The sequence below is a fragment of the Streptomyces sp. PCS3-D2 genome (genome assembly GCF_000612545.2).
Classification (GTDB): Bacteria; Actinomycetota; Actinomycetes; order Streptomycetales; family Streptomycetaceae; genus Streptomyces.
Map to the genome: position 1 here is coordinate 21,973 of NZ_CP097801.1, position 20,041 is coordinate 42,013.

Consider the following 20,041-nt stretch of genomic DNA (forward strand, 5'->3'; position numbering starts at 1 on the left):
GGGCGCGCTGATTCACCGCAGAAACGGCACGCCGGCGGCATCCCTGCTGGGCCGCACCCGCAGCGCCAGCGGCACTGCCTGCAGTGGAACGAGCTGGGTGACATCGTTGCGGTTGCCGCCGGTCAGGGTGACAGCGAGCGGGATGCCGGTTAGGTCCGTGATCAAGTGGTGCTTGCCAGGGTCCACCGCTGGTCCGAACGGGAAGTCGACTATGCACGGGGCGATACTCCACTGATCTCGACTTGCTGCAGCACTGAAAGGATCAGTTGATGTCGCTGTTCCGGCTGTCCTTTGTGCAGGTGCCTGCGCTGTGGCAGCCCCAGGAAAGCCGTCGCCGTGCCCAGGCAACTGTCTCGATGACAGCGGCGGCGAGCGAGCCGAGCAGATTCGGTATGGCATCGAGGATCAGGTGTCGGATGGTGTCGGACATGGTGCCCCTTCACAGGAGGGCTGGTGATGTGAGAGGAGCGTCGGCCGTTTGAGCTCGGTCCCCATCTGGGCAGGAACCGCCCGGGACGGCGAGGGACGTAACGGAACCCCGGCCTGGGGACCGATCCGACTGAATAAAAGGCGCGCCAAGGCCAGGCACATAGCGCCCGCCTGGCTCTGTCTGTCGACGGTCAGCGTTTTCCCCAGCGGTGACTGGTTTCGCGTCAGGTAATTCCCCACCCATGCGGTCACGTTTCCCCAAGGGGGCGCCGACCTCGCGGGCCTTGAGCGTTGTCAGCTGAGAGTGCGGGGCCCACGCGCGACGAGCGGGCGGCCGTCGTCCTCGGGTAGCACAGCAATGAAGCGCCAGGCGCCGTCTTCGACGCGTGCCAGGCCGAGGTTCGTGGTGGTGTTGAAGGCCTCGATGGCGGGCTCGGCCCCCTCGGTCAGCGAGTCGAGGTCTGCGTAGTGTCTGGCCAGGGTTGCGGCGGGACCGCGGAGCCATAGGCCCACTTTCACCCCTCTGCGCAAGGCGGCGAGTAGGTCGTCGCGGCCCTGTCCCGGGTCGGCGGCCTGGAGCCTGTCGTGAAGTCGCTCTTGAGCACACGGCTTTGTCGGAGCCGCTTCGGCCCGCTGGCGGCATTCCGGACACGCCTGCGGTTCTGCTGGTTCAAAGAGATGCATATAGCGGGTGACCTGGTGCTCCGGAATGCCGCAGAGCGTCCCGCTCTCGGCCATCGCATGTTCGACGCCGGGAACGCTTGTCAGCTCGCCGGCACCGAAGCTGGCTGCCTCCCGTGCGGTCGCGAAGGACCATCCGCCATCTGGGGCATGAATCACGCGGGCGAGCATGCCACAGCTATCTGTCCTGGTCAGCCCGGTTTCGCGGCGGGGACGTTCCCTCAATGAGTGGTTTGAAAGCTGATGAGGCTTGCGCCCCGAATCGTTCAGGATCCCCTTGGGCATGTCCGTGCCGGGTTGAGGGTCCTGACCGTCGTGGAGTCGTCACCGTCCCTCGACCGAAGGCCGAGAGGTCGGCGGACATTCCGGATGGCAAGGAGAACGTTCAAGGTGGTCGATGTCGTCGAGATCTACGTCCACTGGTATGCGGGCCGGTCGAAGAACCAGCTCGCGGCCTCGTTGGGGGTGGACCGAAAGACGGTCAGGAAGTATCTGGCGCCGGCGGAGGAGGCCGGGCTCGCCCCGGGTGGGCCGCCGATGAGCGAGGCGGACTGGGCCAAGCTGCTGAAGGTCTGGTTCCCGGACCTGGCGAGCCGCCGGTTGAACCAGGTGACATGGGCGGAGATCGAACCGCACCGCGAGTACGTCAAGGGCCTGCTGGAGACCACCACAGTCACCACGATCCACCAGCGCCTGCGGGACGAGGGGAAGTTGACGGTGTCGCTTTCGACGTTCCGCCGGTGGGTGACCGAGAACCTGCCCGATGAGTCGGCCCGGTCTCGGGTGACGGTGCTGCGGGACGACGTGGAGCCGGGCTCAGAGGCCCAGATCGACTACGGCTTCCTCGGCCAGTGGATCAACCCGGCCACCGGGAAGCGGCACCGGATCTGGGCATTCGTGATGGTGCTGCCCAGCTCACGGCACATGTTCGTGCGACCGGTCGTCCACATGGACCAGCACGCCTGGACCCAGGCCCACGTCGAAGCGTTTCGCTTCTTCGGGGGTGTCCCGCGCCGGCTGGTGCCCGACAACCTGCGCACGGCCGTGGACCGGCCGGACCTCTACGACCCGAAGATCAACAAGTCGTATGCCGAGCTCGCGACCTACTACAGCACGCTGGTCGACCCGGCCCGCGCGGCGAAGCCGAAGGACAAACCGCGGGTTGAGCGGCCGATGCCCTATGTCCGTGACTCGTTCTGGAGCGGGCGGCAGTTCACCTCGGTCGAGCAGATGCAGGCCGAGGCCGTGACCTGGGCGAGCGGGACCGCAGGCCGCAGGCAGTGCCGGCCGCTGGGAGGGGCATCGCCGCTGGCGGTGTTCGAGGCGGTCGAGTCGGCGGCCCTGCTGCCGCTGCCGGACAAGCCGTTCGTGCTGGCCCGCTGGTCGACCGCGACCGTGGGCCCGGACATCCACATCAAGGTCGGCCGCACCCTCTACTCGGTGCCCTGGAAGCTGATCGGCCGCAAGGTCGATGTCCGCTCGACCACGACCATGGTCCAGGTCTTCCACGACGGCGACCTCGTCAAGACCCACGCCGCCCTTGACCAGGGAAAACGCACCGATTCGGGCGACTACCCGCCGGAGAAGATCGCGTTTCAGATGAAGACGCCGATGTGGTGCCGCAGCCAGGCGTCTGAGGTCGGCGACGCCTGCCGCGAGGTGATCGACCTGCTGCTGGAGGTCAACGCGCTCTACCGGCTCCGCGCGGCCCAGGGGATCCTCGGCCTGCGGAAGAAGTACGGCGACCAGCGCCTGGAGGCCGCCTGCACCAAGGCGATCACGGTCGGCGACCCGTCCTACCGCACCATCAAGGGCATCCTGATCGCCGGGACCGAGACCGACCCCGAGCCGGAGACCGGCGACGCCGGGGCCGCGGCCTTCCTCCACGGCCCCGAGGGCCTGTTCGCCGCGAGCATCCCCTCCCAGATCTCTGACGAACTCCACGACGACCCCGGTCACGATGACGCCGGCGATGCCGAGGAGGCCGCCCGATGAGCGTGCTGGACACCGCCCTGCGCGAGTCGCTCAAGACGCTTCGGCTGTCGGGGATGCTTGAGACCCTGGACGCCCGGCTGGCCCAGGCCCACGGCGGCGAGCTCGGACACCTGGACTTCCTTCAGGTCCTCTGCCAGGACGAGATCACCCGCCGCGAGACCGTGGCCTTCCAACGACGGCTCCAACGCGCGAAGTTCGAGCAGCAGGTGACCCTGGAGGAGTTCGACTTCACCGCCTCCTCCAAGCTGCCCGCGGCCCAGATCCGGGACCTGGCCGCACTGCGCTGGCTCCACGCCGGAGAGTCGGTGATCTTGTTCGGGCCCGTCGGCGTCGGCAAAACACACGTCGCCCAGGCCCTCGGCCATCTCTCCGTCCGGCAGGGCGCGAACGTCCGGTTCGCCAAGACCAGCCGGATCCTGGCCGAGCTGGCCGGCGGCCACGCGGACCGCACCTGGGACAAGCGCATGCGCGAGCTCATCCGCCCCGACGTCCTGATCCTCGACGACTTCGCCATGCGCCAACTGACTGCGGCCCAGGCCGACGACCTCTACGAACTCGTCTCCGAGCGGCAGGGACGCTCCCTGATCATCACCAGCAACCGGGCACCCAGCGACTGGTATCCCCTCTTCCCCAACCCCGTCGTCGCCGAGTCCCTGCTCGACCGCCTGATCAACACCAGCCACCAAGTCATCATGAACGGCCCCAGCTACCGCCCGAACAAGCGCCCAAGGAACCCCGCCGACAAGCCCGATAAGCCCTCAGCCAACTGATCAAGGCACCACCCCAGGGGTTGGGGAATTACGTGACCACAACCCCTGGGGAATTACGTGATCGTCCACAGCGTTTCAAGTAGCGGCCCACCCCATCTGCACGCCACCCAAACAACCTGCACAACGCCAGGCCAAAGACCTGCAAGACCTCACCAAGCCACGCTCAGCAGCACCAAAAACGGCCCACTACAACTGAGAAACCCCCAGCTCAGAACACGCACACTGCGCACAAAAGACGACCCACGACACCCGGCCCTGTTTCCAGGCCGTGATCATCGGCTCGATCAACGCCCACTGCCCATCCGACAAATCGCTGAGATACGGCTCTCTCATCACGCCCCGCATCTCAACATGGACATGCCCATCGAGCAGCCCGGACCGCGATCAGTACCACGATCGAGCGATCACGAACGAAGAGAACTCGGACTTAACGACCACTCAGAAGCCGTGGTCGCGGCCCTGGTAGGCGAACGCGGCGATCAGGTCGGGGCTGGCGTACTGCGTGACGGTGGGGAAGGAGAGGTCGAGGTCAGGCACGGGCGGGGTCCTTCCGGTGGGAGGGCTGGCTGATGAGCCGGTGGAAGGTGGGCAGGTCCACGCCGCCGCCGGAGATCACCACGCCGATCGTCCCCGACTCGTGGGGGACGTGGCCGCCAAGGACGGCGGCCAGGACGCAGGCGCCGGTCGGTTCGGCCACGACCTTCAGGTGCCGGAAGGCGAACGCCATGGCGGCGGTGATGTCCTGGTCCGTCAGGGTCACGACGGCGTCCAGGAGCAGGGAGTTGACGGCCCAGGTCAGCGGGGAGGGGCTGGTGTGGCCGAGGCCGTCGGCGATGGTGGCGGGCGCCTCGGGCAGGGCGATGCGCCAGTTGCAGCGCATCGACAGCAGGGTGTCGGCGCCGTCCTCGGGTTCCACGCCGATGACCTTGATGCCGGGGTTCAGGTGCTTGGCGATGGTGGCGGATCCAGCGGCCAGTTCGCCGCCGACTACGGGGACAACGAGGGTCTCGATCTCGGGGTGCTCGGTGAGGAGTTCCAGGGCGGCGGTCCCGGCCCCGGCCATCACGTGGCGGGACCCCGCCGAGGGGACGACGGCCAGGCCGTCGCGGGTGGCGATCTCGGCGACCAGGGCATCACGGTCCTCCGTCCCGCGTCCCGTCGTGAGGACCGATCAAGGACGGGGCGGGGAGATCGCCTTCTAGCGTCGACCGGTATGACACGGATCTTCGTCGGCCGGAGGGAAAGCGATGGGTAGGACACTCGCGGAGAAGGTCTGGGACGACCATGTCGTCCGGCGCGCCGAGGGCGAGCCCGACCTCCTCTTCATCGATCTGCACCTGCTGCACGAGGTGACCAGCCCGCAGGCCTTCGAGGGGCTGCGCCAGGCCGGCCGCAAGGTCCGGCGCCTCGACCTCACCATCGCGACCGAGGACCACAACACCCCCACCCTCGACATCGACAAGCCGATCGCGGACCCGGTCTCCCGGGCGCAGCTGGAGACGCTGCGCAGGAACTGTGCCGAGTTCGGTGTGCGCCTGCATCCGCTGGGCGACGTCGAGCAGGGCGTGGTCCACGTCGTGGGGCCGCAGCTGGGGTTGACCCAGCCGGGCATGACGGTGGTCTGCGGTGACTCGCACACCTCCACGCACGGTGCCTTCGGTGCGCTGGCCTTCGGTATCGGCACGAGTCAGGTCGAGCACGTGCTGGCCACCCAGACCCTGCCGCTGGCCCGTCCGAAGACCATGGCGATCACGGTCACCGGCGAGCTGGCCGACGGGGTCACCGCGAAGGACCTGATCCTGGCGATCATCGCGAGGATCGGCACCGGCGGTGGCCAGGGCTACATCCTGGAGTACCGCGGCGAGGCCGTCGAGAAGCTCTCGATGGAAGCCCGCATGACCATCTGCAACATGTCGATCGAGGCCGGCGCCCGGGCGGGCATGATCGCCCCCGATCAGACCACCTTCGACTACCTCCGGGGCCGCGACCACGCCCCGGTGGGCGAGGACTGGGACGCGGCCGTCGCGTACTGGAAGACCCTGCGCACCGACGAGGACGCGGTCTTCGACGCCGAGGTCGTCATCGACGGCTCCGCGCTGTCCCCGTTCGTCACCTGGGGCACCAACCCGGGCCAGGGCGCGCCGCTGTCGGCCAGCGTCCCCGACCCGGCTTCGTACGAGGACGCTTCGGAGCGCCTCGCCGCCGAAAAGGCCCTGGAGTACATGGGGTTGACCGCCGGGCAGCCGCTGCGCGACATCACGGTCGACACCGTCTTCGTAGGTTCCTGCACCAACGGCCGCATCGAGGACCTGCGCGCCGTGGCCGGGATCATCGAGGGCCGCAAAGTCGCCGACGGGGTACGGATGCTCGTCGTTCCGGGGTCGGTCCGCGTGGCCCTCCAGGCCGTGGAAGAGGGTCTGGACAAGGTCTTCAAGGAGGCCGGGGCCGAGTGGCGGCACGCGGGCTGTTCGATGTGCCTGGGCATGAACCCCGACCAACTGGCGCCCGGTGAACGCTCCGCGTCCACCTCCAACCGCAACTTCGAGGGCCGGCAGGGCAAGGGCGGGCGTACCCACCTGGTGTCCCCGCAGGTGGCCGCCGCCACAGCGGTGCTGGGCCATCTGGCCTCGCCCGCCGACCTGTCCGCCGCCGACGCGACCGCCGGAGTCTGAACCATGGAAGCCTTCACCGTCCACACCGGCCGGGCCGTCCCGCTGCGCCGCAGCAACGTCGACACCGACCAGATCATCCCGGCCCACTGGCTCAAGAAGATCACCCGCGACGGCTTCGAGGACGGGCTCTTCGAGGCCTGGCGCAAGGACCCGGAGTTCGTCACGAACCGTCCGGAGCGCGCCGGTGCGACCGTGCTCGTCGCCGGCCCCGACTTCGGCACCGGATCCTCGCGCGAGCACGCCGTCTGGGCCCTGCAGAACTTCGGCTTCAAGGCGGTCATCTCCTCCCGCTTCGCCGACATCTTCCGCGGGAACTCGCTGAAGAACGGCCTGCTGACCGTGGTCCTGCCGCAGGAGACCGTCGAGCGTCTGTGGAAGCTGACCGAGGCCGACCCCACCGCCGAGATCACCGTCGACCTCGTCGACCGCCAGGTGCGCGCCGAAGGCGTCGTGGCCGAGTTCGAACTCGACGACAACGCCCGCTGGCGCCTCCTCGAAGGCCTCGACGACATCTCGCTCACCCTTCAGAACGAAGCGGACATCGCCACCTACGAAAGCACCCGCCCCGCCTTCAAACCGAGCACCGAGCAGTTGGGGCCTTCCGTGCTGAACCTCGCAGTGATCCCCGGTGATGGCATCGGCCAGGAAGTCGTGGCTCAGGGACTCAAGGTCCTTACCGCGGTCCTGCCCCAGGATGTGAAGCTGGAGACCAAGCAATACGATCTCGGCGCCCAGCGCTGGCACCGCACCGGCGAGACCCTCCCGGACGCGGAACTCGAAGCCCTGGCGCGCCACGACGCGATCCTGCTGGGCGCCATCGGCGACCCCTCGGTCCCGTCCGGCGTGCTGGAGCGCGGCCTGCTGCTGAAGCTGCGCTTCGCGTTCGACCACTTCATCAACCTGCGGCCGTCGAAGCTGTTCCCCAACACCGCCACCCCCCTGGCGGGCCGCCCGGACATCGACTTCGTCGTCGTCCGCGAGGGCACCGAGGGTCCGTACACCGGCAACGGCGGCAGCCTGCGCACCGGCACCCCCGCCGAGGTGGCCACCGAGGTCAGCGTCAACACCGCGTACGGTGTCGAGCGCGTCGTCCGCGACGCCTACGAGCGGGCCAATGCCCGCCCCCGCAAGAAGCTGACGCTCGTTCACAAGAACAACGTCCTCGTGTACGCGGGCCACCTGTGGAAGAACATCTTCGACAAGGTCGGCCGGGAGTACCCCGAGGTCACCACCGACTACCTGCACGTGGACGCCGCGACGATCTTCTTCGTCACGCAGCCGGAGCGCTTCGACGTCATCGTCACGGACAACCTCTTCGGTGACATCCTCACCGACCTGGCCGCGGCCGTCACGGGCGGAATCGGCCTGGCCGCCTCCGGGAACATCAATCCGACCGGCGCCTTCCCGTCCATGTTCGAGCCCGTCCACGGCTCGGCCCCGGACATCGCCGGCACCGGGAAGGCGGACCCGACCGCGACGATCCTCTCGGTCGCCCTCCTGCTGCGCCACCTCGGCTACGAGGACGAGGCCGTCCGCATCGAGGACGCGGTCTCCGCCGACCTCACCGAACGAGACGGAACCTTCCGCTCCACCGACGCGATCGGCGACGCCCTCGCCGCGCGCGCAGCCGGCTGACACCCCGGTACCAGCGCTGCCGCCCGATTCCCCGCACAGGAGAAACGGGCGGCGTGCACTTTTCCCTTCCGGCAGGGCAGGGAATTCCGATTGCCTTCCATCGACCCCCTTGATCGGGACCGTCAATTCGGACAGGATGAAAATCATGACGAGTAAGCCAGTGAACATCAAGGCAACGCTTGATTCGTTCAGCGACCTGTGGAGTCCGCGTATCGTCGCCCAATTCAACGACTACGACGTACGCGTGGCGAAATTTCATGGCGAATATATCTGGCACGCACACCACGACACGGACGAATTGTTCATCGTGATGTCCGGCCGGCTGGTCATCCATCTGCGCGAGGCGGATGCCGAGCGGTCCGTCACCCTCGATCAGGGCGACACGTACGTGGTCCCGCTGGGCACCGAGCACAAACCGGTGGCCGACGAGGAGGCGCACATCCTCATGGTCGAGCCCACCGGGACGCTCACCGTCGGGGACACCCACGAAGAGGTCCCCGACTATGTCGACGCCACGACCGGGCACCGCGTGATCTGATTTCCGTACGTGAAAACTTGCGGGGCCCGCCCCTTTGGGGGGCGGGTCCCGCGGCACGTCTTCCATCGGGGCTATCGCCGGGAATCCGCGGCCGTCAGTTCGGCGGAGACGAGGCGGACGATATCCGTCTCGCATTCCCGGAGATAGTGGTGTCCGCCTGGGAATGTCTCCACCCGGGTGGGTGCTGTGGTGGCCTCGGACCAGGACCGGAGTTCCTCGACCGAGCAGGTGTGGTCGTCCGCCCCGCCGAGCACCGTGATAGGCGCGCTCAGCGGAGTGAGGGCCTCCGGCCGGTAGCGGTCTAGGAGGGCGAGGTCCGCACGCAGCGGCGGGAGGATGATCGGCAGCAGGCCCGCGTGGTCGTAGACCGCGGCGTCGGGCCCGCCCAGGCTCCGCATCGCGGCGACGAGTTCCGCGTCGTCGAGGCGGTGCCGGTGCTCGCCGTCGATCCGGTGCGGGGCCGGCCTCGCGGAGACGAACACGTGGCTCATGACGAAGCCGTCCGTGTCCTCCAGGCGGCGGGCGACCTCGTAGGACAGGCCGGTGCCCATGCTGTGGCCGAAGAGGTGGACCGGAACGTCTAGGAGCGGGCGCAGTGCCTCGGCCAGCCGGTCGGCCATCTGCCCCATCTCCTCGATGGGCTGTTCGGCGATCCGGTCCTGCCGGCCCGGGTACTGGACGGCGATCAGCTCGGTTCCGCCGGGGAGCAGTGCGGCCCATGAGGCGAAGGAGCCCGCGGTGCCGCCGGCATGGGGCAGGCAGACGAGCCGGCTGCGCACCGGGCCATCGACGGGGTGCCGGCGCAGCCAGCGGCCGGAGCCGCTCACCGAGCGCTCCGCGCGTCGCGCAGTTCCAGGAGAGTCTCGGCGAGCCGGTTGATGCCCTCGGCGATGTCCCACTCGTCGGGGCTGAGGCTGAGGCGGATGCAGCTGCGGCCGTGGGTGCGCAGGAAGGGCGTGTCGAGGGGCTGTACGAAGAAGTGGCGGCCGGGGACCACGAACATCTTCTTGCGCTTGAGCAGTTCGTACACTTCGAGGTCGTCGAACCAGTCGTGGTCGAAGGACAGCCAGCAGAACATGCCCCCGTCGCTGGTGTGCAGGCGCCAGTTCAGGTCGTCGGGGAGGGCCTCCGCGAGGAGGGTTTCCGCCATGGTCCGTTTGGCCCTGTAGTACGGCTTGATGTGCTGGGTGGTCAGCACGTCGATGCGGCGCGTGGCGAGCATCTCCTCGGCGACCGTCTGGAAGAGCTGCGGGGTGTGCAGTGCCGAGTTGGCGATGAAGGACACCATCGGGTCGATGAGCTCGGCGGGGCCGATCGCGAATGCTATGCGCTCGCCGGGGAGTCCGGCTTTGGACAGCGTGAAGAGGTTGATCACCTGGGGGTGGAGTACGGGTGCGACGCGGGTCTGCACCACGCCGGGGAATGGTTCTCCGTACGCGTGGTCGATGACCAGCGGGGCGTCGTGCTGTTCGGCGATGGAGATGAGGAACTTGAGTTCGGCTGTCTCGATGCTGCTGCCGGTGGGGTTGGCCGGGTTGGACAGCAGCATGAGGCCGATGTCGCGCTGCCGGGCGAGGGCGTCAAGGTTGACGGCGTACCGGAAGGCGTGTCTGCCTTCTTCTACGATCAGGGGCTCGATGCCGATGATCCCGCCGGGGTCGAGGCCGAGTCCCTGGTAGCCGGTGTAGTCGGGAAGCCGCGGTAGGACCAGGGGACGAACGGGGCCGTCCGAGGACGGGCCGGTGAAGAGCGTGGTCGCGACGAAGGACAGCATCTGGCTGCCGGGGCCGACGACGACGTTCTCCGGGCCGATGGACCACCCGTAGGTGAGGTTGAAGTAGTCGACGACGGCGTCGACCAGTCCGGTGGTTCCCCGGGAGGGTCCGTAGCTGGTGCTGGCCTCCACGAACCGTTCCTCGACCGCCGCGCGGGTCATCTCCTGCCAGGCCGCGACGACTTTGGGGATGTGGGAGGGGTTGCCGGGACTGAGGTTCAGCCATGCGCCGTCGTCTGCGTCCTGACCGGCTGCAGCGATGTCCTCCATGATGCTGCGGATGCCCGACAGCCGGTACATTTGCCGGCCCCGACTCGATAGCTGCACTGGGTGCTCTTCCTTGTGGTGGATGGGATGCACGACTGCCGGGGACCGGGCCCTGGGGGCCGGCCCCCGGCGGACGGGTGCGTGGTGCGGGAATGGACTGCGGCGATCGGCCGTCAGGCGGCCGAGCGGGCGGCCTCGATGTGCTCGGAGATTTGCTGGACCGTGGACTTGCGGAACAGCTGGTCCATCGGGATCTCGATGCCGAGCTCGGTGAGGATCGCGACCTGGATCTGGGTCATGATCAGCGAGTGGCCGCCCAGGTCGAAGAAGTCGTCGGTGTCGGAGAATTCTGCCAGCTTGAGCTCGCGGCTCCAGATGGCGTGGATCTGCTCGGCGATCATGGCGGGGTCCTTTCGGGACTCGTTCGTCGGGAAGGGCGGGGTCAGCTCTGGGTCCAGCCGAACGGCGTCCCGTGGTTGTTCTCGGTGCGGATGCGGTTGTGGTCGTAGCGGTTCTCGCCCGCCACGAGGACGCTGCCGTAGTCGGCGAGGTCGAACGTGGCGCCGTGGGCGCTGAAGGAGTCCTGGCCGGGGTAGACGCGGACGTGGGTGGGTACGTAGCGGCTGGCGATCGCGAAGCGAGTCTCGCGCTCGGTCAGGTTCGGGGTGGAGCCGTGCACGCAGGAGGCCGTGAAGATGACCGCCTCGCCGGGCTGCATCTCCATCTCGACGACATCCTCGGAGCGGGGCTCCCACTTCGGGTCGATCTTGAAGTCGGCGAAGTCATAGCCGAAGAAGCCGGTGTTGGCGTGGGCCACGTCGTAGTCGGCGCCGCGGCCGGCCTCGGTCGCCTTGTGCTCGTCGAAGATCCACTCGCGCTGCGAGCCCTTGACGAACTTCATGCACGCCCGGTCCCGGGTGGCCGGGGTGAAGGTCGTCCAGACGGTGATGTCGATGAAGGCGTTCCACTCCGACTCGGTCGGCAGGAGCTGCGGCTTGCCGTTGGCGTAGCTGTAGTCGCGGACCTGGTGCCACTCGGTCGCCTTGGCTCCCGGGAACTTGGGGAACCACTCGGTGCGCCAGTTCAGGACGTCGGGGCCAAGGATCGCCGTGAGGTACTTGATGATTGTCGGGTGGGTGACGTGCCGGCTGAGCTCAGGGATGTCGAAGTGCCGGTCGTAGTTGACGCTGTTCTGGTAGAGCGCCTTCGAGGAGTCCTGGTTGTTGATCCGGATCTCCCGGATCAGGGCCGCGGCCTCCTCGGGCTCGTACAGCTTGATCGGGCCGGTGAAGCCGTCGATGCCGAACTGCTTGATGTCGGCCTTGATGTCATCGGGGATGACCGCGTTGTTCGCGATCTGCGCGGCGGGAGTGGGGCGCTGCTGGTCGATCTCGGTGGTCATGGTGATGTCGTTCCTCTGCTCTGCGTGTGTGGTGTGCGGAAGGACAGGAGTGCTGGTCAGGGACGCGCCAGGGTCGCGAGGGCCCGGCGGTCGGTCTTGCCGTTGGGGTTCAGGGGGAAGGCGTCGAGGACCGTGAACACCTGCGGGACCATGTTTCGCGGCAGGGTCCGCAGCAGGTCCTGGGACAGGGCTCGCGGTTCGAGCACGGCGCCGGCGACCGGCACCACGAAGCCGACGAGACCCAGTTCGCCTCTGCCGTCGGGCAGGGCTAGGACGACCGCGTCCTGGACGAGGCCGTGGCCCCGGACACCGTGCTCCACGTCGCCGAGGTCCATGCGCATGCCGCGGATCTTGACCTGGGCGTCGGACCGGCCGACGATCACCAGTTCCCCGTCCGGGGTGAGGTAGCCGCGGTCGCCGGTCCGGTAGATCCGCAGGGGACCGCCGGGGGTCTCGATCGAGGTGAAGCGGGCGGAGTCGGCGGGCGAGGCGCCCAGGTATCCGGCGCTGACGCTGCGGCCGGAGATGCAGATCTCCCCGGTCTCGCCGTCCTGTACCTCTGCCAGGTCCTCGTCCAGCAGGTGGATCTCCGTGTTGTACACGGGCTCACCGACCGGGGTTGCCGTGCCCTTGTAGCGCGGGTAATCGGCCAGGAGGTGCGAGGTGGCGACGTCGGTGCACTCGGCCACGCCGTACTGGTGCAGGAGGGCACAGGTGTTGTCTGGCTGGGTGGCCCACTCCTCGATACGGGCCACATTGAGTGGCTCGCCGCCGATGAACACGTGGCCGACCTTGGTGAGCGCGTCCCCGCCGAGCGCCCGCTCGTAGTCGATGAGGACGTACAGGGTGCTGGGCGCGCAGTGCAGCTGGCGCACGCCGTGGGCGGCGATGAGCCGGTAGGCCATGCCGGTGTCGAAGACCCGGCTGGGCAGCAGGTGCAGGGCCGCGCCGCAGAACAGCGGTGCCATCAGGCCACGCTGGCTGATGTCGAAGCCGAAGGAGCTGACGGTCAGGCCGCTGGAGTGCGAGCCCAGTCCGTACGCGACGCGCAGCCATTCGAGCAGGTTGTACCAGCCGTCGTGGCGGACCGCGGTGGCCTTGGGCCTGCCGGTCGACCCGGACGTGAACACCACGTAGCACAGGTCGTCGGAGGCAAGGTCCACCACCGGGTCGGTGGTCGGCTGGAGGACGAGTTCCGTACGCAGTTCGTCGATGGCGAGCAGTTCGCCCGGGGCATCGGCGATGAGCTCGCGGGTCTCCGCGGAGGCCACGTTGAACTTGAGGACGTCGAGCTGGGAGACCATCAGGCGCAGGCGTTCCGCCGGGTAGGTCGGGTCCAGCGGCACGTAGGCGGCCCCCGCCTTGAGGATGCCGAGGATGGCGGTGAGCAGGTCGGGGGTCCGGTCGAGGCAGACGCCGACGACCGAGCCGCGGCCGGCTCCGAGGCCGATGAGGTGGTGGGCGAACCGGTTGGCCCGCTCGTTCAGCTCGGCGTACGTGACGCGCTCGTCGCCGCAGGTCAGTGCCGTCTGGTCGGGGGCGCGGCGAACGTGGGCCTCGAAGACGCGGTGGACGAGGAGATCATCCGGCAGGGGCAGCTGTCGGCCCTTGAGGGACATCGGAAGGGTTCCCTTCGAGGTACGGGGTAGGAAGACGCTCAGGCGAGGGCTGAGACGGGCGCGCCGAGCAGGAGGCTCTTGTCGCTGGCGAGCAGATAGCTGTAGAAGGGGTTCCCGGGGTGGAACCCGCGGGCCACGAGCTCGCTCACGCCGATCCGGCGGGTCCGTACCGGTCCCGTCGACCGGGCGCCGGCGACGGGTATGAACCCCAGCTCGGCCAGGCGTGACGCGGCCCGGCCTGTGGCCACTTCGGCCACGACCTCACCGACGTCGTGCGACACGGCCCACTGCAGACAGCCCTTGACGAGTCCGCCGACCGCCCCGAAGGGCAGTTCGGGCAGGGCCCGGTCCGCGTATCCGGGCCGGACGAAGGGCCGTCGGACCTGGACGAGGCGACGGCTGCGGCGCAGGACGCCGTCGAGGTCCGGCCACTCGCAGAGCGGCAGTCCAAGCGGCGAGTAGGCGACGAGCTCGGCGCCAGCCACCAGCTCGCCCTCGACGAGGACCAGCATGTGGGAGGTGTGGAACCGGTGGGGATCCGATGCCTCGGTCGCAGCGGTGGCGATGCCGAACAGGTCTGTTGCGGTCTGCTCCCGCAGCGCCTCGATCGCGAGGAGGTCGAGTTCGCTGTGGGCGGTGTAGACGAAGCAGTCGCGGCCGGGGTCCTCGTCGCTCTCGTTGAAGGTGAAGTCCATCTCTCGGCTCGCGCGGGTGGAGGGGTGGGCGGGGAGGGAGGGTTCGCGGCCGGGACGGCCCTGTTCAGGCACGGGCCCGGTTCACGGCCGAGGTGACGGCGGCCAGCCGTGCCGTGTCCTCGTCGCCGGCCAGGGCGGCTCCGTACCAGGTGGCGCCGGCGAGGGCGAGCCGTGCGTAGGCGGCGTAGCGGGTACCGAGGCTGTCGCTGACCGGGTGGGCCGTGATCTCGGTCAGGGCTGCGTCGATGCCGTGTGCGGCGAGGGCGGCAGTGTAGGCGGCTGCGATGTCGGGGCCCGTGCCGGTGATCCGGGTCTGCAGGCCCGAGGCGTCCACGACGAGGGCGTCGACAACGGTGGCCGCTGCCTCCCTGGTCGCCTCGAACTCCTTGAGCACCAGGGCCGGGGTGTCCGTGTCGAGGTACATGCGGGAGAAGACGGCGTGCAGTTGCCGGGAGGTGAGCTCGATGCCGTCGCCGTCGGCGACCGCCTGCACCTCCTTCGCCAGCTCCACGCGCATCCCGCGCGGCAGGTCGAGGCCGTAGACGCTCTTGAGTACGTGGGCGACGCCGCCCTTGCCGGACTGGCTGTTGACGCGGACGACGGACTCGTAGGTGCGGCCGACGTCCTTGGGGTCGATGGGCAGGTACGGGACGTCCCACGGGATCTGCTCGGTGGTGGTCCCGGCTTCCGCGGCCTGCCGTTCGATGTCGGCGAGGCCCTTGGCGATGGCGTCCTGGTGGGTTCCCGAGAAAGCGGTGTAGACGAGGTCGCCGACATAGGGATGGCGGGCGCCGATGGGCATCTGGTTGGCGAACTCGACCGTGGAGCGGATCTGGTCGATGTCGGAGAAGTCGAGCTGGGGGTCGACGCCCTGGCTGAACAGGTTCAGGCCGAGGGTGGCCAGGCAAACGTTGCCGGTGCGCTCGCCGTTCCCGAAGAGGGTGCCCTCGATGCGGTCGGCACCGGCGAGGACCGCGAGCTCCGCGGCGGCCACGGCCGTGCCGCGGTCGTTGTGCGGGTGCACGGACAGGACGACGGCGTCGCGCCGCTCGAGGTTGCGATGCATCCACTCGACCTGGTCGGCGAAGACGTGCGGCGAGTCGGTCTCCACGGTGGTCGGCAGGTTGAGGGTGACCGGCCGGTCGGGGCTCGCGTCCCAGAGAGAGATGATGGAATTCGAGACCTCGAGTACGAACTCCGGCTCGGTGACGTTGAACGTTTCCGGAGAGTATTCGAAGCGCAGTCGTGTTCCCTTGGCGGCGTCCGCGTGGCGGGCTATCCGCTCGGCCGAACGGAGCGCCATCTGCTGGACCTCGTCGGCGGTCATCCCGAATACGACGTCCCGCCACAGGCAGGCGGTCGCATTGCACAGGTGCACCATGGCCCGGTCGGCGCCCTCGATGGCTTCGAAGGTCCGGTCGATCAGCTCGGGCCGGGCCGGGGTGAAGACCGAGATCGTGACGTCGTCGGGGATCCGGTCCTGCTTTATCAGTGTACGGAGAAAGGAGAAGTCGGCCTCGCTGGCGGATGGGTATCCGACCTCGATGTCCTTGAATCCCATGCGGACGAGCAGGTCGAACATCCGGGTCTTGCGCTCGATGTCCATGGGGCTGCTCAGCGCCTGGTTTCCGTCCCGCAGGTCGACCGAAGCCCACAGGGGGGCCTTGACCAGGGTGTTCGACGGCCAGGTCCGGTCGGTGAGCTCCTGTGGCAGCCGGGGTGCGGTCCGGTTGTAGCGCTGGAACGGCATGGCGGATCCGCGTTGCGCGTTCCACCAGGGCTGGTCGGTGCGGTGAGGACCGGCAGGAGTCCTGATTCCCGGAGCGGTGAGGGGCGACGGGGGTGCCTCGGTCATTCTATGCCTCCCTTTGACGTCGGTAAGATGCGGCCGGCAACGAGCGGAAAGGACCTCTCGACCGGTTCTTGATTCAAAATGTAGGAGGGGGTGTCCTCATCCCATCCCCGGCCGGTCCTCGGGACGGCCTCAGGAGCTCTTTCGGGCCGATTCCGCGAGCGGTTCGGTGCCGGACACGGGGAATTCGGCGAAAATCTCCGGGGAGGTCATCTCCGGTGCAGCCGCCTCCAGTGGCGTGCCGGTCTCCGCGCGGTCCTTTTCCTGTCCGCGCACACCGAACAGGTTGAGTAGCGGCCCGGTCATGGCGGTCGTGACGACGGCCATGACGACCATCATGGAATAGAAGCCCTCGTTGATCAGGCCCATGTCGAGGGCCACGGCCACGATGACGATCTCGGTCAGGCCGCGGGTGTTCATGAGGACCGCGGCCGGCAGGGCGGCGGCGTGCGGGAGTCCTGCCAGCCGGGCACCGGCATAGGTGCCGCCCGCCTTGGACACGATGGCCACGCCGATCACGGCGAGGAGGGTGAGCACGGCGGAGACGGAGAACGCGGACAGGTCCACCTTGGTCCCGACGATCACGAAGTAGAGGGGAAGCAGGATGTGCCCGACCTGGCTCATCTGCCGCATGATCTGCTTACGCAGCCCGCCCAGTTCGCCGCGGGGCATGACCGCGCCGAAGGCAAAGGCGCCGAAGACGAAGTGGATGCCGATCCACTCGGTCGCGGCGCAGGAGAGCATCAGTGCGACGACGAGGACGGGCACGACCCGTTCGGCAGGCGTGCCGCGGTCGGCGGCCCGCTGGGCCATCACGCGCAGCAGCGGCTTCACGACGGCGATCAGGACGAGGAGGTAAACGGGCACCAGGGCCATGCGCCACTGCCCGGAGGTCCCGGCGTAGCCGACCACACCCGCGAGGCAGATCCAGGCAATGAGGTCGCCGACCGCAGCGGCAGCGAGGGTGAGCGCGCCGACGGGGTGCCGGGCCAGGTCTCGGTCGGAGAGGATCCGGGCGAGGACCGGGAAGGCCGTTACGGACATGGCCACGCCGACGAAGAGCACGAACGCGCCCTTGCTGTCGGGGGCGTACGCGTCGGCGAGCGGCACGGCGAGTGCGGCGCCGGCGACGAGGGGCACGACGACGGATCCGGCGGCGACTCCGAGGGTGGCCTTGCGGCGGTTGCGGCCGAATCCGCCCTCGATCTCGTAGCCGACGATGAACATGAACGTGGCCAGGCCCACGTTGGCGAGGGCGCCGAGCAGAGGTTGCACGACTGCGGGCAGAATCGTTTCTGCTCCTGCGGCGGCGATGATCATCGGGCTGGCGAGCAGCCCGGCGCAGATCTCGCCGACGACGGCTGGCTGGCCGACCCGCTGGGCGAGCGCGCCGAGCACCCGGGCGGCTCCGAGGGCCAGGGCGAAGGCGAGGAAGAAATCGACGAGTAGGTGTCCGGTCATGGGACGACTCCGAGGAAGGTGGTCGTACGGGGGACGGAGAAGGGTGCTGATCAGGCGGCCAGGAGCCGCGCCCCGCAGTCCGCAGCGGAGCCTGCGGCAGCCGCAGGTGCGGCATCGGCCGTCGGCCGTGCGGTGCTGAAGGCCGGCGGTGCCGGAGCGGCTCGCTTCTCGCCGTCCTCGTCGGGGTCGCGCAGCTGGGCGCAGTACGTCTTCACCAGCGGGTGCATGCAGTACCGGCCGGGCTCGGGGTGGGACAACAAGTGCTCGTCGACCAGGTCTTCGAGCATGTGCTCAGCGACGTACACGGGAAGTCCAGCCAGGACGGAGGCCGTGGCCACGTCGGTGTGGTGGTCCCCGGCGACCCCGAGGAGGCGCATCAGCCGCTGCTGGCCTGCGTTGAGCCGGTGGTACGAGTCGTCGAAGCGGTCGGCGACACCGCCCTGTTCGGTCCGCAGGTCGGAGAGCCGGCAGACGGGATCGGCCAGCCGTGCGGCCAGATGGGACAGCTGCCACGACGGCCGACGGCGCAGCCGTGCGGCTGCGGCGGAGATCGCCAGGGGCAGGTGGCCGCAGAGTTCGAGGACTGGCGCGGCCTCGTGCTGATCGGGCCGGACATGGCGCTTGCCGAGGACCCTGCAGAACAGCTCGTGGCTGTCGGCCGGGGTGAGTACGTCGAGGGAGAGGACCTGGGTCGCGGACCACGTGGTCATGGTCAGCCGGCGCCTGCTGGAGACCAGCGTCAGCCCCGCGTCCCCGGCGGGGAGCAGGGGGCGTATCTGCTCGGCGCAGGTGGCGTTGTCGAGGACCACGAGCAGGCGCCGGCCTTCGGTGCGCGCCCGCCAGGCCGCGCCCAGCTCCTCGTCTGTGTCGGGGAGTTCGCGCTCGGCCATCCCGGACAAGGTCAGGAGCCTGCGGAGCGCCTCGCGGTGGTCGAGCGGGTCGGGGTACGGGCCGTGAGCACGCAGGTCCAGGAAGTACCGGCCGTCCGGGTAGTCGCCCGCGATGCGGTGGGCGACGTGCAGGAGCAGGGCGGTCTTGCCGACCCCGGCCATTCCGTCGACGGCGAGAACGCGCCGCGGTCCGGGCTGGCCCGCTTCGCCGAGGAGGGTCCCGACTTCTGCCTCGCGTCCCACAAAGTGGACGATGTCCGGCGGCAGACTGTCGGGTAAGGGCGGAGCAGGGGGCCGGCCGGGGCTCGCCGCGGTGACCGGATCCGTTCGGGGGGCGGTGTCCTGTGAGCCCTCCGGCAGGGGGGTGAGCCGTGCTACGACCGGCTGCGGGGCTGAGATCCGAGCGCCGCGGTGCGGGGAGGCGCTGTCCGGCGGGGTGTCGGTGTCCTCGCGCAGCATCAGCTGGTGGATCTCCATCAGCTCGGGGCCGGGACTGAGGCCGAGCTGATCCACGAGGCGGCGGCGCGCCTGTTCGTACACGGCGAAGGCGCGGGCCCGGGAACCGGACCGGTACAGGGCGAGGACGTACTGGGCGACCATGCGCTCGCGCAGCGGGTACTCGGCAACCCACGCGGCGAGCTCGCTGATGAGGCTGGTGTGCCGGTCGCGGGCGAGTTCGAGGTCGATGCATTCCTCGACCACCGACAGCCGCACTTCATTCACGCCCGCGACCTGGGCCTGAAGTGCGTCACTGTGAATCCCCGAAAGCATCGGACCGCTCCACAGGGACAACGCCGCGCGAAACTCGACGATGGCGTCCGCCGGGCGTTGCTCGCCCAGATGAGTGCGGGCGCGGGCCACGTGCTGGTCGAACTGGTGGAGATCCAGCCTGGCCGGGAGTATGTCGAGTCTGTAGCCGTCCGCGACCGCGATGATGGCCGCGCCCGAGGGAGCGATGACCGTGCGCAGGTCGGAGACGGCATTGCGGATCTGTTTCTCGGCGGTGCTGGGCGGTGTAGGGCCCCAGACCGCGTCGACGAGCCGGCCAATGGAGGCGCGTCGGTTCTCCGAGAGCAGCAATGAGGCGAGAACGATCTGGTGTTTCATCCCCCTGAGGGGCACCGAGCGTCCGCTGAGTGTGAGCTCCAGCGGACCCAGTACCCGAAACTCCACGTCGTGCATGAAGTTGAGACCCCGATCTTGCATTCTGAACAGTGGGCGATTGCCGTCGCCCGCGTCGTTGCATGGCGACGGGGGGAGGAATGGGAAGCCCGCCCAGGCTGGGGTGAAGCCTGGGACGGGACGCGGGATGCATCACCATCCCCCCGATGGTGACGCGTTGCCGCTGGGTGGCCTGAAAG

The 20,041-nt window shown here is 68.7% G+C and carries 16 protein-coding genes and 4 pseudogenes; 6 read left to right on the forward strand and 14 right to left on the reverse strand.

The genetic code is table 11. The features are described 5' to 3' along the window. Window positions 1-42 precede the first annotated feature (42 nt). From AW27_RS33800 to AW27_RS33810, 3 genes and pseudogenes are all read right to left on the reverse strand, one after another. Window positions 43-180: pseudogene (locus AW27_RS33800) on the reverse strand (IS5/IS1182 family transposase); the annotation flags it as partial. Window positions 181-262: 82 nt separating this feature from the next. Further along, on the reverse strand, window positions 263-430 hold the full coding sequence (locus tag AW27_RS33805) for a hypothetical protein (protein ID WP_304949973.1): 168 nt from the start codon (window positions 428-430) through the stop codon (window positions 263-265). A 293-nt stretch (window positions 431-723) separates the two neighbouring features. Next, window positions 724-1,395: a hypothetical protein gene (locus tag AW27_RS33810; RefSeq protein WP_157840356.1), complete on the reverse strand. Its 672-nt coding sequence runs from the start codon at window positions 1,393-1,395 to the stop codon at window positions 724-726. 105 nt (window positions 1,396-1,500) lie between these two features. On the opposite strand from AW27_RS33810, the gene istA reads away from it, so the two are divergent. Together istA and istB are read left to right on the forward strand one after the other, a co-directional pair. Beyond that, complete coding sequence (gene istA / locus AW27_RS33815; RefSeq protein WP_037931105.1) at window positions 1,501-3,105, forward strand: IS21 family transposase; 1,605 nt, start codon at window positions 1,501-1,503, stop codon at window positions 3,103-3,105. Further along, complete coding sequence (gene istB, locus AW27_RS33820) at window positions 3,102-3,875, forward strand: IS21-like element helper ATPase IstB (protein ID WP_037931107.1); 774 nt, start codon at window positions 3,102-3,104, stop codon at window positions 3,873-3,875. Before istA ends, istB begins: the two co-directional genes overlap by 4 nt. Window positions 3,876-4,124: 249 nt before the next feature. Here istB and AW27_RS34525 read toward each other — a convergent pair. Both AW27_RS34525 and AW27_RS33825 read right to left on the reverse strand, forming a co-directional pair. Further along, a pseudogene (locus tag AW27_RS34525) lies at window positions 4,125-4,220 on the reverse strand (transposase); the annotation flags it as partial. 184 nt (window positions 4,221-4,404) lie between these two features. Beyond that, a pseudogene (locus AW27_RS33825) lies at window positions 4,405-5,031 on the reverse strand (pyridoxal-phosphate dependent enzyme); the annotation flags it as partial. 91 nt (window positions 5,032-5,122) lie between these two features. On the opposite strand from AW27_RS33825, the gene leuC reads away from it, so the two are divergent. The 4 genes and pseudogenes from leuC to AW27_RS33845 all read left to right on the forward strand — a co-directional run bounded on the left by leuC (window position 5,123) and on the right by AW27_RS33845 (window position 8,720). Beyond that, the gene (gene leuC / locus AW27_RS33830; RefSeq protein WP_037931113.1) at window positions 5,123-6,547 is read left to right on the forward strand and encodes a 3-isopropylmalate dehydratase large subunit; all 1,425 of its coding nucleotides are present in this window, start codon (window positions 5,123-5,125) and stop codon (window positions 6,545-6,547) included. 3 nt (window positions 6,548-6,550) lie between these two features. Further along, window positions 6,551-7,072, forward strand: a pseudogene (gene leuD, locus AW27_RS33835) (3-isopropylmalate dehydratase small subunit); the annotation flags it as partial. Window positions 7,073-7,165: 93 nt separating this feature from the next. Then, a complete protein-coding gene (locus tag AW27_RS33840) occupies window positions 7,166-8,182 on the forward strand; it encodes a 3-isopropylmalate dehydrogenase (RefSeq protein WP_370466730.1) in 1,017 nt (338 codons plus the stop codon). Window positions 8,183-8,327: 145 nt separating this feature from the next. Next, window positions 8,328-8,720, forward strand: a complete 393-nt coding sequence (locus tag AW27_RS33845) for a cupin domain-containing protein (RefSeq protein WP_037930461.1) — start codon at window positions 8,328-8,330, stop codon at window positions 8,718-8,720. 71 nt (window positions 8,721-8,791) lie between these two features. On the opposite strand, the gene AW27_RS33850 is transcribed toward AW27_RS33845, so the two are convergent. The 9 genes from AW27_RS33850 to AW27_RS33890 all read right to left on the reverse strand — a co-directional run bounded on the left by AW27_RS33850 (window position 8,792) and on the right by AW27_RS33890 (window position 19,787). Next, entirely contained in the window at window positions 8,792-9,547 is a 756-nt protein-coding gene (locus tag AW27_RS33850) for a thioesterase II family protein (RefSeq protein ID WP_037930299.1), read from the reverse strand. Then, window positions 9,544-10,764, reverse strand: a complete 1,221-nt coding sequence (locus AW27_RS33855; RefSeq protein ID WP_157840324.1) for an aminotransferase class I/II-fold pyridoxal phosphate-dependent enzyme — start codon at window positions 10,762-10,764, stop codon at window positions 9,544-9,546. Before AW27_RS33855 ends, AW27_RS33850 begins: the two co-directional genes overlap by 4 nt. A 170-nt stretch (window positions 10,765-10,934) precedes the next feature. Beyond that, window positions 10,935-11,162 carry a phosphopantetheine-binding protein gene (locus AW27_RS33860; protein WP_037930304.1) on the reverse strand — a complete coding sequence of 76 codons (228 nt, stop codon included), beginning with the start codon at window positions 11,160-11,162 and terminating at the stop codon, window positions 10,935-10,937. A gap of 41 nt (window positions 11,163-11,203) precedes the next feature. Next, on the reverse strand, window positions 11,204-12,163 hold the full coding sequence (locus AW27_RS33865) for a chlorinating enzyme (protein ID WP_078557184.1): 960 nt from the start codon (window positions 12,161-12,163) through the stop codon (window positions 11,204-11,206). A 56-nt stretch (window positions 12,164-12,219) separates the two neighbouring features. After that, on the reverse strand, window positions 12,220-13,782 hold the full coding sequence (locus AW27_RS33870; protein WP_037930306.1) for an amino acid adenylation domain-containing protein: 1,563 nt from the start codon (window positions 13,780-13,782) through the stop codon (window positions 12,220-12,222). Window positions 13,783-13,820: 38 nt separating this feature from the next. Then, window positions 13,821-14,549, reverse strand: coding sequence for a hypothetical protein (locus AW27_RS33875; RefSeq protein WP_157840325.1), 729 nt, complete (start codon window positions 14,547-14,549; stop codon window positions 13,821-13,823). Continuing rightward, window positions 14,542-16,332: a 2-isopropylmalate synthase gene (locus AW27_RS33880; protein ID WP_052031364.1), complete on the reverse strand. Its 1,791-nt coding sequence runs from the start codon at window positions 16,330-16,332 to the stop codon at window positions 14,542-14,544. The genes AW27_RS33875 and AW27_RS33880 overlap by 8 nt, the downstream gene beginning before the upstream one ends. A gap of 129 nt (window positions 16,333-16,461) precedes the next feature. Continuing rightward, window positions 16,462-17,790, reverse strand: a complete 1,329-nt coding sequence (locus tag AW27_RS33885; RefSeq protein WP_052031365.1) for a cation:proton antiporter — start codon at window positions 17,788-17,790, stop codon at window positions 16,462-16,464. A 50-nt stretch (window positions 17,791-17,840) separates the two neighbouring features. Continuing rightward, window positions 17,841-19,787, reverse strand: coding sequence for an AfsR/SARP family transcriptional regulator (locus tag AW27_RS33890; RefSeq protein ID WP_172671435.1), 1,947 nt, complete (start codon window positions 19,785-19,787; stop codon window positions 17,841-17,843). Window positions 19,788-20,041 lie beyond the last annotated feature (254 nt).

Excerpts from the sequence above, each read along its gene's own strand:
- AW27_RS33805 (WP_304949973.1), bottom strand. The coding sequence starts at position 430 with ATGTCCGACACCATCCGACACCTGATCCTCGATGCCATACCGAATCTG.
- AW27_RS33810 (WP_157840356.1), bottom strand. The coding sequence starts at position 1,395 with ATGCCCAAGGGGATCCTGAACGATTCGGGGCGCAAGCCTCATCAGCTT.
- istB (WP_037931107.1), top strand. The coding sequence starts at position 3,102 with ATGAGCGTGCTGGACACCGCCCTGCGCGAGTCGCTCAAGACGCTTCGG.
- leuC (WP_037931113.1), top strand. The coding sequence starts at position 5,123 with ATGGGTAGGACACTCGCGGAGAAGGTCTGGGACGACCATGTCGTCCGG.
- AW27_RS33845 (WP_037930461.1), top strand. The coding sequence starts at position 8,328 with ATGACGAGTAAGCCAGTGAACATCAAGGCAACGCTTGATTCGTTCAGC.
- AW27_RS33855 (WP_157840324.1), bottom strand. The coding sequence starts at position 10,764 with ATGGAGGACATCGCTGCAGCCGGTCAGGACGCAGACGACGGCGCATGG.
- AW27_RS33860 (WP_037930304.1), bottom strand. The coding sequence starts at position 11,162 with ATGATCGCCGAGCAGATCCACGCCATCTGGAGCCGCGAGCTCAAGCTG.
- AW27_RS33865 (WP_078557184.1), bottom strand. The coding sequence starts at position 12,163 with ATGACCACCGAGATCGACCAGCAGCGCCCCACTCCCGCCGCGCAGATC.
- AW27_RS33870 (WP_037930306.1), bottom strand. The coding sequence starts at position 13,782 with ATGTCCCTCAAGGGCCGACAGCTGCCCCTGCCGGATGATCTCCTCGTC.
- AW27_RS33880 (WP_052031364.1), bottom strand. The coding sequence starts at position 16,332 with ATGACCGAGGCACCCCCGTCGCCCCTCACCGCTCCGGGAATCAGGACT.
- AW27_RS33885 (WP_052031365.1), bottom strand. The coding sequence starts at position 17,790 with ATGACCGGACACCTACTCGTCGATTTCTTCCTCGCCTTCGCCCTGGCC.
- AW27_RS33890 (WP_172671435.1), bottom strand. The coding sequence starts at position 19,787 with ATGAAACACCAGATCGTTCTCGCCTCATTGCTGCTCTCGGAGAACCGA.